Raw genomic sequence first — 12,458 nt, forward strand, 5'->3', positions numbered from 1 at the left:
GGCTTACCCGTACCCGCCGGCCGGCGGGCGTGTCATCACGGTGGGGACGATCCCGTATCGGGGTCCGACGGATCTGCCGGATCGGGAAAAAGCGCCCGGCATCCCGCCCAATACGCTGGGCGGCACGTTTGTCACGTTTTCGCCATTGAAAGCGGCGTTGGTCAATGCGGCCGCTGTGCCCGCCTTCGCCGCGGGGGCGACGCTGGTCCAGCTCGCCGGCACAGACATGGGGCCCAACGAGGTCGCCTTGCCCACGGAGCTCGTCACGCTCGACGTGAGCGACGGGGTAGCGCCCCCCGTGGCGGCCGGATTCGCCGCTTCGGCGGCCGCCGCCGCCCGTTGTTCCGCATTCGCCGTGGCCTGCATCCCCTGCCCGCTCTGGGCGATCGCAAAGCTGGAGGACAGCACATACAGCGGCGTCGCTGCCGCCATGAAATAGCTCGGAATTGCATACACCGGGGTGACCGCAAGGCTGACCAGCGCCGGCGACAGCGTCGCAAGGTCGGTGGCCCCGAACAGGTCTGCCAGCGTCGTCGGCGCGTCCAATGGGGTTACAACATTCGGCGTCGGTGCTGCGAGCTTCAATAGCGTTGTCGGAACCGAGGAAACGATGCTGGCCGCGTGCTCTGCCCCCGCGCCCGCCGCCTTACCCACCGCGGTGGCCTGGCCGACCACGCCGGCCGGGTTGGCGACCGGCGGCGCTGGGCTGAACGGTGTCACCGAGGAAGCGGCCGCCGAATTCGCGGCGTACTCATACATCGCCACGGCGTCCTGTGCCCACATTTCGCCGTATTCGGCTTCGGTGGCCGCGATGGCCGCCGAATTCTGGCCGAAAAAGTTGGAGGCGACCAGTGCGGCCAGTTGAGCCCGGTTGGCCATGACCGCCGGCGGTGGCACCGTCATCGCGAAGGCGGCCTCATAGACCTCCACGGCGAGCATGGCCTGACCGGCCGTCTCCGCGGCCCGCGCGGCGATCCCGGCCATCCACGCCGCATACGGCCCAAAAGCAGACGCCATGGACAGTGACGAGGCGCCCAGCCATCGTCCGGTGGTCAAACCCGCGACCACCGAACGGTAAGAACTTGCGGCGAAATGCAATTCGGCGGCCAAAGCGTTCCACGCCGCCGCGGCGGCCGCCAGCGATCCCGGGCCGGGACCGGCATACATCCTCGTGGAATTAATCTCCGGAGGCAGGGCGCCGAAATCAACCATTGCGACACCTTCGCAGCAAACCCATTATCGCCGCGAGGGTCGAATGTCCCCCGCGCGCGTCGGTTGGTCCCGAAATCAGGTGACGAAAGTACGCACGCGGGCCCCCAACCCACCGCGTGGATCCCTGCCCACGGCATCCGATGCCGGGCCGTACGGTGGCGGCGACCGGCGCCGAGAGCGCTTCTAGCGCCGCGATTTGGTGTGAGTATGACATTGGAACCGCCCACTCAATAAGATCCTCAAGAGCGAAGATAAACGGCGTTGAATCCGGGTAACAGGGGCCGGAAGTCCCGCAATCCGGTGACGAAAGTACGCGTGTGGATGGCTAACTCGTTATTCGTTGAATTCATTGCGGTCTCTGCAAGAGTTTCAGGGGCGGTATCGGAGTTCCCCCGGCGCCGCATTGGTGTCTGGATGTGCTCAACCGATCCCGGCGACCGTCGCGCATGATGGGGGTGTGAGTTCGGTGCCGTCGCGAAGGGCCAGCAAGTGGGGGAGCAGCGGGCTGGCCTATCTGACCGGCCTGCCCGACGGGCCCCCCGACTTCTCCCGCGCGAGCGTGCTGGCCCGCGCCGAGGAGGTGGCCGCAACCCTCGCCGACCGTCTGCACGTGGACGTCGACGCGGCCACGCTGCTGACCGGTCGCGCCGGTTTGCTCGGATTGACGCGTCGTGGCCGGGTGTCCGCCGGCGGCGCCAGTCGGCTGTTGGCGGCCAGCGACGGTTGGTGCGCAATCACGCTGTCGCGCCCCGATGACGTCGCCGCCGTCCCCGCGCTGCTGCAGGCCGATGGGGTGCCGCTCGACCCGTGGCCGTCGCTGCAGCATTGGGCCGCAACGCATTCGGTGCGCGTAGTCATCGAGCGCGCGACCCTGCTCGACATCCCGGCCGCCGGCCTCGGCGAGACCGCTGCCCGGCCTCCGCGAATACGGCCGCTGGGCTCGCGGTCCATTGCGCGCGACCTCACGGGCCTGTTGGTGGCCGACCTGTCGTCGATGTGGGCGGGCCCGCTGTGCGGGCAGCTGCTGGCGCGCGCCGGGGCGAGGGTCGTCAAGGTCGAAAGCCCGCGCCGCCCGGACGGCACCAGGCGGGGCAACAGCGCCTTCTTCGACTGGGTCAACAGCGAAAAGCTTTCCTACTGCCTCGATTTCGACGATCAAGCCGGCGAGCTGCGCGAGCTGCTGGCCGTCGCCGACATCGTGATCGAAGGCTCGCGCCCCGCGGCGCTGGCGAGGCGCCGGCTCGGGCCGGCTGACGCCGCGCCGCGGCCGGGCCGAATCTGGTTGCGCATCAAAGGCTATGACGACGACAGGCCGGCGTTCGGCGATGACGCCGCGGTGGCCGGTGGCCTCGTCGGTGTCGCCGCCGACGGGCCGGTGTTCTGCGGCGACGCCATCGCCGATCCGCTGACGGGGCTGGAGGCGACCCGGGCGGCGGTCGAATCGCTCGGCCGGGGCGGGGGCGAGCTGATCGAGGTGTCGATGGCCGCGGTCGCCGCGAGCTATGCGGCGCTGCCCTCGGAGGCATCGACCGCCGTGTGCCCGGCCCCGGCGCCGCCGGTTCCGCCGATATCACGAGCGGCCCCCGGGCTGGGCGCCGACAACGACGCCGTGCGCCGCCTGATCGCGAAAATACGTTGTCCGACATGATAATCAAGCAAGCCCGATTGCTGGACGGAACGATCACGGACATCCGGGTCGGTGCGCACATCGACGAAATGGGCGACGGCCTGGTCGCCCAGCGCGGCGAGGGCGTGCTGTACGCCGGCGGGGGCACCGTCCTGCCCGGCCTGCACGATCACCACGTGCACGTGCGCTCGGCCGCCTCCGCGCTGGATTCGTTCTTCGTCGGTCCGCCCGGGGTCAGCACCAAAACCGAACTGACGCAACTGCTGTCGAACGCAACACCCGGTCCCGACGGGTGGATTCGTGCCGTCGGCTACCACGAGTCGGTGGCCGGCGACCTGGACCGGGACGCGCTCGACGGCATGGTTCGCAGCGTCCCGGTGCGTATCCAGCACCGCAGCGGTGCGCTGTGGATCCTCAACTCCGAGGCGCTGGGGCGCGTGGGCCTTGCCGACCATCCCGACGGGCGCCTGCGCAGCGCGGACCACGGCTGGTCGGACCTGCTGCAGCGGCGCGAAAGCGACCTGGCCGAACTGAGCCGGCGAGTCACCGCCTACGGCGTCACCGGCGTCACCGACGCCACCCCCGACCTGGACGCCGACGACATGGTGTCACTGGTGGTGGCCCACCGGCACGGCGAGTTCCGTCCGCGGCCGAGCTTCCTCGCTCCGGGCAAGAAGATCCTGCACGACGACCGGCTCGACCTGGACGCGCTGACGGACTGGATCGCCCGCCAGCACGCCGATGACCGGCCGGTCGCCGTGCACTGCGTGACCGCGGCCCAACTGGTGGTCACCATAGCCGCGCTGCGGGCGGCCGGCAGCCATCCGCGGGACCGCATCGAGCACGCCGCCGTCGTGCCCGACGACAACCTGGCCGACCTGGCCGAGTTGGGGGTCACGGTGGTGACGCAGCCCAACTTCGTCGCCGAGCGCGGCGATCACTACCTCGCCGACGTCCCCGCCGCCGAGCATCGCCAGCTGTGGCGGGTCGCCTCCCTGATGGAGGCCTCGGTGCCGGTGGCGCTGTCCACCGACATGCCGTTCGGCCACGGTGACCCCTGGACCGCGATGCGTGCCGCCGTCCACCGCACCACCCCGGGCGGAACCGTGCTCAACGCCGACGAATGTGTCACAGCCCAAGCGGCTTTGACGATGTTTTTGGGCCGGCCGGAGCGGCCGGGGCAGGCGCGGACCGTAACGATCGGGCAGCCGGCGGACCTCTGTGTGCTGAGCGAGCCGCCGGCGACGGCGCTGGCCGAGCTGGATGCCGGGATGGTGGCGGCCACTATCATCGGCGGCGAACTCGTCTATTTCGCGATGTGACCGGCGATCACGGCGCGGTGGCAAGGGCGGCGCGCAGAATTTCGCACTGGCTTTCGAAAAACCGTTGCGACACTTGCGCCTTGGGCGCGATGAGGTCGAATCCGTGGAACGCGCCCGGAATCGTCTCGACCTGGCACGGCACCCCGGCGGCGGTCAGGCGCTCGGCGTAGGCCAGGTCCTCGTCGTGGAACAAATCGTGCGTGCCGACCCCGATCCAGGCCGGCGGCAGCCCGCTCAGGTCTTCGCGGCGCCCTGGCACGGCGACCTGCGGGTCGGCGTCGCCGAGGTACGCCGACCAGCCGAACTGGTTGCTGCGGTTGTCCCACAGCCGATAGTTCGAATTGCGGGCGGTGGCCGAGCTGCGGTCGTCGAGCATGGGGTAGGTCAGCAGCTGGAACGCGGGGCTCACCTCGGCGCGGTCGCGGGCCAGCAGGGCCAGGGCCGCGGCCAGGCCTCCGCCGGCGCTGGCGCCGCCGACCGCCACCCGGCACCGGTCCACGGACGGCAGGCCCGCCAGCCAGGTCAACGCCGAATAGCAGTCCTCCAGCGGCGCGGGATACGGATGTTCCGGCGCGAGGCGGTATTCCACCGACGCGACGGTGAGGCCCAGCCGCCGGCTGAACCCGGCGCAGAGCCGGTCGTCCTGCTCGGCGGTGCCGATCACGTATCCGCCACCGTGGATCCACAGCAGCGCCGGGGTCGGCTCGGCCACGCCGACCGGCCGGAACAGCCGGACGCCGGCCCCCGAGCCCAGCGTGATCACCTCGACATCGCGGACGGGCCTACCCAGCCGCCCGCGCAATGCGATCCCGACCCGCACTATCGGCAGGCTCCGGGGACCGACGAGTCGGCGTGGGGCGAAGCGGGCGATCCGCTGCAGGTCGGGGTGAACATCGGTGTTCGGCACCGCATCAGTATCACCGACTCGGAAAGCCGAAGGCGTGCGATCTGTGAATGCGACTTCCGCGAAAGCGGATCGTCAATGAACCGATCCGCTACCGCCCGCGTGCTCCAGGGGCGGTGGATTAGCCGGGTAAGGATCGGGGTATCGGTGGAATGCTGACGAGCGCGCCATGCGTCAGCGTGTTTGCGGGTTCGTCGTCGCAACGTCCCCTACCGGGACCGAGCGTGGGCCGCCCGGTCGGGCAGGACGCGAGGGACGTGAATGCTGGGGCATCTCTACGATCGGGCACTCGGCGGCGAGCGATGTTGGATTCGGCATGACGACGGCGAGCTGCGGCCGCTCCCGGCGCACCGCTGGTTGGGCGTGCGATGTCCGGACGGCGGATGTCCCGGTGACCGATCCGGGGACGCCTACGACGAAGTGTTCGACGAAGCCGTCACGCAGATGTGTATCGGGCCGACGATCGAATTAGGTTGCGGGCCGGGCCGATTGGTGGCCCGGCTGATTGCGCGGGGAGTACCGGCGCTGGGCATCGATCGCTCTGCGACCGCGATCCGGTTGGCGAGCCGCGGCGGCGCGCCGGCCCTGCTGGGCGACGTGTTCGACCCGCTGCCCGCGATGGGTCTCTGGCAGACGGTATTGCTGGTCGACGGCAACGTCGGCCTCGGCGGAGACCCGCTCCGCATCCTGGGGCGGGCGGCCGAACTGCTGGCGCGCGGCGGGCGGTGCGTGGCCGAGTTCGACGCCGAGAACATCGGCATCCGTTCGCGCTGGGTCCGGCTGGAGTCGGCGTGCGAGGTCGGACCCTGGTTCCGCTGGGCCTCGGTCGGGGTGGACAGCGCCGCGGCGCTCGCCGGTCAGGTCGGTCTGACGCTGACCGGTGTCCGCCTGATCGGCGGCCGGGTGATCGCGTGCCTGGCGGCGATGTGAGCGTGTCGCGACCGGCCACCACCCGCCGCGCATAGCTAACGACTCCGCGTCCGGGAACGGCGTGACCGTGCTCGGGCAACCGCGGGGCGGGGGTCTTCCAGACACCGGGTGTTCCACCGGCGCAAACGTCGGTTTTGGACCGGGGGCCGGGGGTACGCTGCCCTCACTCGACGGCAAGGAGGCCGACTATGAGATCGTGCGCAAAGAGGTTGCTGCGGGCGCGCCCCGGCGACTACGCGCTGGCCTTGAGCGCCGCGGGTGCTTCGCTGCCGGTGGTCGGCAAGCACCTCGAGCCGCTGGGCGGCCTCACCGCGATGGGCATCTGGGCCGCTCGCACCGCCCCCGACTTCCTCTCCGGAATGACCAAGGGACGGCCGCCGTCGGACGCCGAGGACAGCCCCCGCCTGGGTCGCGAGAGCACCCGGGACGTGTCGGTCGCGGCCCTGCGGGGGATCGTGTCGGCCGCCGATCTCGAGCTGGACTGGCCTGCGGCGCTACGGACGCCGCCGATCTGGGACGCGCTGCGTCAGCGCCGCTACCTCCACCGTCGCGCGGTGCATTACGGCGACCACCCCGCGCAGGTGCTCGACGTCTGGCGTCGCAAGGATCTGCCGGCGCACCCCGCGCCGGTGCTGATCTTCGTCCCGGGCGGCGCCTGGGTGCACGGCAAGGCCATGGGTCAGGGCTCCGCTTTGATGTCCCGGCTGGCCGAGCAGGGCTGGGTCTGCCTGGCGATCGATTACCGCGTCGCCCCGCAGCACCGGTGGCCGCGGCACATCATCGACGTCAAGACCGCCATCGCCTGGGCGCGGGCCAACGTCGACAAGTTCGGCGGCGACCGCGATTTCGTCGCGGTGGCGGGGTGTTCGGCCGGCGGCCACCTGTCCGCGCTGGCCGGGCTCACCCCCGACGACGCGCAGTACCACGCAAAGCTGCCGGAAGGCGCCAACACCTCGGTGGATGCGGTGGTCGGCATCTACGGTCGCTACGACTGGGAGGACCGCTCGACTCCAGAGCGCGACAGGTTCGTCGACTTCCTGGAGCGGGTGGTGGTCAGGCGAAGGATCGACCGTCACCCCGAGGTGTTCCGCGACGCGTCGCCGATGGCACGCGTGCACCGAAATGCGCCGCCGTTCATGGTGATTCACGGCAGCAAGGACAGCGTCATCCCCGTCGAGCAGGCGCGCAGCTTCGTCGACCGGATGCGCGCGGTATCCCACTCGATGGTGGGCTACCTGGAATTGCCCGGCGCGGGCCACGGGTACGACCTCATCGACGGGGAGCGGGCCGGCGCGGCGGCGCACGCGACTTCGCTGTTCCTCAACCAGGTTTATCGCACCAAGGCCAACGCGGCCAAAGAGGTCATCTGAGCTGCCGCTGCTGAGTATGGTCCCTCTATGGGTAAGGGGCAGCGGTGAAACGGCTGAGCGGGTGGGACGCGGTCCTGTTGTACAGCGAAACGCCGAACGTGCACATGCACACCATCAAAGCCGCTGTGATCGAACTCGATTCCGATCACCGTGACTTCGGCATCGACGCTTTCCGCGAAGTCATCCGCGGCCGGCTGAACAAGCTCGAGCCGTTCTGCTACCAGCTGGTCGACATCCCGTTCAAGCTCCACCATCCGATGTGGCGGGAGCACTGCGACCTCGACCTGAACTACCACATCCGGCCATGGCGATTGCCCGCGCCCGGCGGGCGCCGCGAGCTCGACGAGGCCATCGGGCGCATCGCCAGCACGCCGCTGGACCGCAGCCGCCCGCTCTGGGAGATGTACTTCATCGAAGGCCTGGCGAACCACCGGATCGCGGTCGTCGGCAAGATCCATCACGCGCTCGCCGACGGCGTCGCCTCGGCCAACCTGCTGGCCCGCGGCATGGACCTGCAGCCCGGCCCCGAGGGCGGCCCGTACGTTTCCGACCCGGCGCCCACCACCGGGCAGCTGTTGGGTTCGGCGTTCGCCGACCACCTGCGCCACGTCGGGCGGATCCCGCACACGATCCGTTACACGGCCGAGGGTCTGGGCCGGGTGCGGCGCAGCTCGCGCAAGCTTTCCCCGGAATTGAGCCGGCCATTCGAACCGCCGCCGACCTTCATGAACCACAAGATCACGCCCGAGCGCCGGTTCGCCACCGCCACGCTGGCGCTGGCCGACGTCAAGGAGACCGGCAAGCGGCTGGGGGCGACGATCAACGACATGGTGCTGGCCATGTCGGCCGGCGCGCTTCGAACGCTGCTCCTGCGTTACGACGGCCAGGCCGGCCCCCTGCTGGCTTCGGTGCCGATGAGCTACGACTTCTCGCCCGAGCGCATCTCCGGCAACCGGTTCACCGGCGTGCTGGTGGGCCTGCCGACCGATTCCGACGATCCGCTGGAGCGGGTGCGGTGCAGCCACGAGAACGCCATCGCCGCCAAGGAAAGCAACCAGCTCATGGGACCGGAGCTGGTCAGCCGCTGGGCGGCCTACATGCCACCCGCACCCACCCAGGCCTTCTTCCGGTGGGCCTCCGGCCGCGACGGGCACAACAGGATCCTCAACCTGAACATCTCCAACGTGCCGGGTCCGCGCGAGCGTGGAAAAGTGGGCGGCGCGCTGGTCACCGAGATCTACTCGGTGGGCCCGCTGACCGCCGGCAGCGGCCTCAACATCACCGTGTGGAGTTACGTGGACCAGCTGAACATCTCCGTGCTGTCCGACGGCGCCACGCTGAAAGACCCGCATGAGGTGACCGCGGCCATGGTCGCCGACTTCATCGAAATCCGCAGGGCCGCAGGCCTTTCCGAAGAACTGACCGTCATCGAGGCGGCGATGGCGCCGGCCTGATCTGAGGCCTGACCTGCGCCGCACGATCGGCGGCAAGGCCCGGCGGTAACGGGAATCTCGGGGGATGTTAACGTCATTTCCGCCGACCGCTACCATCTTCTCCGACAGCAGCCACCCCTACCCGAAGGAGCGGTGCGGCACGTGAGCACTGGGAATGAAGCAGCCGGCGAACCCGAAGTCCTGGTCGAACAGCGGGACCGGATCCTGATCATCACGATCAACCGGCCGAAGGCCAAGAACGCGGTCAACGCTGCGGTGGCCAACGGCCTGGCCGAGGCCGTCGACCGGCTCGACGGCGACCCGGGTCTTTCGGTGGGCATCCTGACCGGCGCCGGGGGATCGTTCTGCGCGGGCATGGACCTCAAGGCGTTCGCGCGCGGCGAACTGCCCATCGTCGAGGGTCGCGGCATGGGCTTCACCGAGCGCCCGCCCGCCAAGCCGCTGATCGCGGCGGTCGAGGGCTACGCCCTGGCCGGCGGGACCGAGCTCGCCCTGGCCACCGACTTGATCGTCGCGTCCAAAGATTCGGCCTTCGGCATCCCCGAGGTCAAGCGCGGGCTGGTCGCCGGCGGCGGCGGCCTGCTGCGGCTGCCGCAGCGCATCCCGTCGGCCATCGCCATGGAGCTCGCGCTCACCGGTGACAACCTGCCGGCCGAGCGCGCCCACGCGCTGGGGCTGGTCAACGTGTTGGCCGAGCCGGGCAAGGCGCTCGACGAGGCCATCGCGCTGGCCGAGAAGATCGCCGCCAACGGGCCGCTCGCGGTGGCCGCCACCAAGCGGATCATCGTGGAGTCCCGCGGCTGGAGCCCCGACACCATGTTCGCCGAGCAGAACACGATCCTGGCTCCGGTGTTCGCGTCCAACGACGCCAAAGAGGGTGCGATCGCCTTCGCCGAGAAGCGGCCGCCGCGCTGGACGGGCAGCTGAGCCGGCGGCCCCGTCTCTGGCCACCGCGTGGCTAAACTACAGTTAAGCATGACACTTTTGGCCAGCTTTGTAACGCGTTGATACCGGAGTGCAAGCGTGAGTATTTCGTTGCTGCTGGAGATGGCCGCGTCGAGCAATCCCGATCGCACGGCGGTTGTCTCCGGTGACCTGCGGCTGACGACGCAGGAGCTCAGCGATCTCGCCGACGGGGGCGCCGGCGTGATCGCGGGATCGGGCGCCGGGCACGTGGCCTACGTGGGCACCGGCGGCGCGATGCTGCCGGTGCTGATCTTTGCGTCCGCGCGCGCCGGGCTGGCCTTCACCCCGATCAATTACCGGCTGTCCGCCGACGGCATCCGGGCGCTCATCGAGCGCCTGCCCGAGCCCCTGGTGATCGTCGACAGCCGCTACCGGGACATGGTCGGCGACGCGTCCGGCCGGCTGATGACCACCGATGAATTCCTGGCGGCCGCGCGGGAGAACGAGCCGGCCGCGGAGTTTCCCGACCCGGACTCGGTCGCCATCGTGCTGTTCACCTCGGGCACCACGTCGCAGCCCAAGGCCGTCGAGCTGTCGCACAACAACCTGACCAGCTACGTGACCGGCACGGTGGAGTTCGAATCGGCCGCCGACAGCGACGCCGCGCTGATCTGTGTGCCGCCCTATCACATCGCCGGGGTGGGCGCCGCGCTGTCGAACCTGTACGCCGGGCGCAAGATGGTCTACCTGCCGAATTTCGATGCGCAGGAATGGGTTCGGCTGATCAACGCCGAGAACGTGACCACCGCGACCGTGGTGCCCACCATGCTGGACCGCATCGTCGCCACGCTGGAGGCCGACGGTCACGAGCTGCCGTCGCTGCGCAACCTCGCCTACGGCGGGTCCAAGGTGGGGCTCCCGCTGGTTCGCCGGGCCCTGGAACTGCTGCCCGGCGTGGGCTTCGTCAACGCCTACGGCCTGACCGAGACGAGCTCGACCATCGCGGTGCTGACCCCCGACGACCACCGGGCGGCACAGGCCGCCGAGGCGCCCGAGGTCGCCAAGCGGCTGGCGTCGGTCGGAAAGCCGGTGCCCGGCATCGAGATCGAGATCCGCGACGAGGACGGCAACGTGCTCGGGGCCGGGGAAACCGGTGAGCTGTTCGTCCGCGGCGAGCAGGTGTCCGGACGCTACACCGGGATTGGTTCGGTGCTCGACGAAAATGGCTGGTTCCCAACCAAAGACATCGCCATGCTCGACGAGGACGGCTACCTGTTCATCGGCGGGCGCAGCGACGACACGATCATCCGCGGCGGTGAGAACATCGCGCCCGCCGAGCTCGAAGAGGTCTTGGTCGAGCACCCGCACGTGCGGGACGTCGCCGTGGTCGGCGTCGAGGATTCGCAGTGGGGGCAGGCGATCGTCGCGGTGGTGGTGCCCCGCCCCGGTGTGGAACCGGATCCCGAGGAATTGCGCGAGCATGTCCGTAAAAGCTTGCGCGGGTCGCGAACTCCGGACCGGGTAGTGTTTCGCGACGAGCTGCCCACGACCCCCACCGGCAAGGTACTTCGCCGGGAGATCATCGAGATGCTAGAAGGGCTACGTGCATGATCAAGAATGGAACCCGCCTGGCCAGCCAGGTGTGTGACACGCAGGTGATCGTCGTCAGGAGCGCCGACAGCCTCGACGACTTGCGTTGCGGCGGTGCGCCGATGGTGCCGATAGGCGCCGAGCGTTCGGGCGAGTTGGACCCGGCGTTCGCCGACGGCACCGTGATGGGCAAGCGCTACGTCGACGAGACCGGCGCCGAGGTGCTGGTGACCAAGCCGGGCGCCGGTAGCCTGAGCGTCGGCGCGACCGCGCTGCAGCTCAAGGAGGTCAAGCCGCTGCCCGCCAGCGACTGAGGAGTTACTCCGCGAGCTTGTTGCGGACCACGAATTCCCTTGCCTTGATGAGGAATTCGAGCTCATCGCCGACCTGGCGCAACGGGTCGATGCTGCCGGTCGAGCGGGACAGCACGATGGCGCCCTCCAGCGCGGCGATCGACATCACCGCGAGCGAGGCGGCGCAGGGCTGGTCGAAGCCGTCGCGGGTGAACGCCCGGGTCAGCGCGGCGCACCAACGGCCCAGGATGGCACCGGCCTCGGCGCAAAGCGCGGCATCGTCGGCGTCCGAGCCGATTGCCGCGGCCACCACGGGGCAGCCGGCGCTGAAGCCGCCCTCGGTCAGCAGGCGCTCCCAGAACTCGACGAACTTGCCCAGCAGCACGCGGGCGCCCTGCTCGGCGGCGTCGTCGATCATCGCCGTGATGGAGTCACCGGAGTACCGCAGCGCCTCGATCAGAATCTGATTGCGGCCGTCGGGGAAGTGGTAGTAGACCGAGCCGCGCGGCGCGCCGCTGCGCGCGAGCACCGCATCGATGGTCACCCCGGCGGCGCCTCGTTCACGCATCACCTCGGCGGCGCTGGCCAACATCTTCTTGCGCGTGCCGCCGCGCTTCGTCCGGGTGGATTGCTGCACCGTTTCGCTGGTGGTCGTCACTCTCGTGCCTCCCGTGGCCAACGTCATGCAGCGTGGGAATGCCGCAGCACCGGCCAGTGCATGCTGCGTGGGCTGAAGCGGAAATTCCGGCGCTTCAGGTCGGGCATCTCGCGGGTGAATTGATAGCCGCCGATGTTCAGCTCGATGATCCACATGATTCTCTCCCGGCCCTAAGTGCAGCCCATGATTATG

Annotated in this window: 12 protein-coding genes; 8 read left to right on the forward strand and 4 right to left on the reverse strand. The window is 69.6% G+C overall.

Features of this window, described 5'->3' with window-relative positions:
• Positions 1–3: 3 nt before the first annotated feature.
• Positions 4–1,212 carry a PPE family protein gene (locus tag KXD96_RS05020; protein ID WP_260743321.1) on the reverse strand — a complete coding sequence of 403 codons (1,209 nt, stop codon included), beginning with the start codon at positions 1,210–1,212 and terminating at the stop codon, positions 4–6.
• A gap of 457 nt (positions 1,213–1,669) precedes the next feature.
• Here KXD96_RS05020 and KXD96_RS05025 point away from each other — a divergent pair, with 457 nt between their 5' ends.
• Complete coding sequence (locus tag KXD96_RS05025) at positions 1,670–2,860, forward strand: CoA transferase (protein ID WP_260743322.1); 1,191 nt, start codon at positions 1,670–1,672, stop codon at positions 2,858–2,860.
• Positions 2,857–4,161 carry an amidohydrolase family protein gene (locus KXD96_RS05030; protein ID WP_260743323.1) on the forward strand — a complete coding sequence of 435 codons (1,305 nt, stop codon included), beginning with the start codon at positions 2,857–2,859 and terminating at the stop codon, positions 4,159–4,161. Before KXD96_RS05025 ends, KXD96_RS05030 begins: the two co-directional genes overlap by 4 nt.
• A gap of 7 nt (positions 4,162–4,168) precedes the next feature.
• Here the strand turns inward: KXD96_RS05030 and KXD96_RS05035 are convergent, their stop codons facing one another.
• Complete coding sequence (locus KXD96_RS05035; RefSeq protein ID WP_260743324.1) at positions 4,169–5,068, reverse strand: alpha/beta hydrolase; 900 nt, start codon at positions 5,066–5,068, stop codon at positions 4,169–4,171.
• A gap of 258 nt (positions 5,069–5,326) precedes the next feature.
• On the opposite strand from KXD96_RS05035, the gene KXD96_RS05040 reads away from it, so the two are divergent.
• From KXD96_RS05040 to KXD96_RS05065, 6 genes are all read left to right on the forward strand, one after another.
• Positions 5,327–5,995 carry a class I SAM-dependent methyltransferase gene (locus KXD96_RS05040; protein WP_260743325.1) on the forward strand — a complete coding sequence of 223 codons (669 nt, stop codon included), beginning with the start codon at positions 5,327–5,329 and terminating at the stop codon, positions 5,993–5,995.
• A 188-nt stretch (positions 5,996–6,183) separates the two neighbouring features.
• A complete protein-coding gene (locus KXD96_RS05045; RefSeq protein WP_260743327.1) occupies positions 6,184–7,365 on the forward strand; it encodes an alpha/beta hydrolase in 1,182 nt (393 codons plus the stop codon).
• A gap of 44 nt (positions 7,366–7,409) precedes the next feature.
• On the forward strand, positions 7,410–8,819 hold the full coding sequence (locus KXD96_RS05050) for a wax ester/triacylglycerol synthase family O-acyltransferase (protein WP_260743328.1): 1,410 nt from the start codon (positions 7,410–7,412) through the stop codon (positions 8,817–8,819).
• 132 nt (positions 8,820–8,951) lie between these two features.
• Positions 8,952–9,746 (forward strand): crotonase/enoyl-CoA hydratase family protein, encoded by a 795-nt coding sequence (locus KXD96_RS05055; protein ID WP_396878001.1) that lies wholly within the window; start codon positions 8,952–8,954, stop codon positions 9,744–9,746.
• A gap of 96 nt (positions 9,747–9,842) precedes the next feature.
• The gene (locus tag KXD96_RS05060; protein WP_260743330.1) at positions 9,843–11,336 is read left to right on the forward strand and encodes a class I adenylate-forming enzyme family protein; all 1,494 of its coding nucleotides are present in this window, start codon (positions 9,843–9,845) and stop codon (positions 11,334–11,336) included.
• Complete coding sequence (locus KXD96_RS05065) at positions 11,333–11,629, forward strand: hypothetical protein (protein WP_067740363.1); 297 nt, start codon at positions 11,333–11,335, stop codon at positions 11,627–11,629. The genes KXD96_RS05060 and KXD96_RS05065 overlap by 4 nt, the downstream gene beginning before the upstream one ends.
• Positions 11,630–11,633: 4 nt before the next feature.
• On the opposite strand, the gene KXD96_RS05070 is transcribed toward KXD96_RS05065, so the two are convergent.
• Positions 11,634–12,200: a TetR/AcrR family transcriptional regulator gene (locus tag KXD96_RS05070; RefSeq protein ID WP_260745222.1), complete on the reverse strand. Its 567-nt coding sequence runs from the start codon at positions 12,198–12,200 to the stop codon at positions 11,634–11,636.
• A gap of 89 nt (positions 12,201–12,289) precedes the next feature.
• Positions 12,290–12,421 carry a hypothetical protein gene (locus KXD96_RS05075; protein ID WP_255360740.1) on the reverse strand — a complete coding sequence of 44 codons (132 nt, stop codon included), beginning with the start codon at positions 12,419–12,421 and terminating at the stop codon, positions 12,290–12,292.
• Positions 12,422–12,458 lie beyond the last annotated feature (37 nt).

The sequence above is a fragment of the Mycobacterium sp. SMC-2 genome, assembly GCF_025263485.1.
Classification (GTDB): domain Bacteria; phylum Actinomycetota; class Actinomycetes; order Mycobacteriales; family Mycobacteriaceae; genus Mycobacterium.

Excerpts from the sequence above, each read along its gene's own strand:
- KXD96_RS05040 (WP_260743325.1), top strand. The coding sequence starts at position 5,327 with ATGCTGGGGCATCTCTACGATCGGGCACTCGGCGGCGAGCGATGTTGG.
- KXD96_RS05075 (WP_255360740.1), bottom strand. The coding sequence starts at position 12,421 with ATGTGGATCATCGAGCTGAACATCGGCGGCTATCAATTCACCCGCGAG.
- KXD96_RS05045 (WP_260743327.1), top strand. The coding sequence starts at position 6,184 with ATGAGATCGTGCGCAAAGAGGTTGCTGCGGGCGCGCCCCGGCGACTAC.
- KXD96_RS05070 (WP_260745222.1), bottom strand. The coding sequence starts at position 12,200 with ATGTTGGCCAGCGCCGCCGAGGTGATGCGTGAACGAGGCGCCGCCGGG.
- KXD96_RS05030 (WP_260743323.1), top strand. The coding sequence starts at position 2,857 with ATGATAATCAAGCAAGCCCGATTGCTGGACGGAACGATCACGGACATC.
- KXD96_RS05065 (WP_067740363.1), top strand. The coding sequence starts at position 11,333 with ATGATCAAGAATGGAACCCGCCTGGCCAGCCAGGTGTGTGACACGCAG.
- KXD96_RS05020 (WP_260743321.1), bottom strand. The coding sequence starts at position 1,212 with ATGGTTGATTTCGGCGCCCTGCCTCCGGAGATTAATTCCACGAGGATG.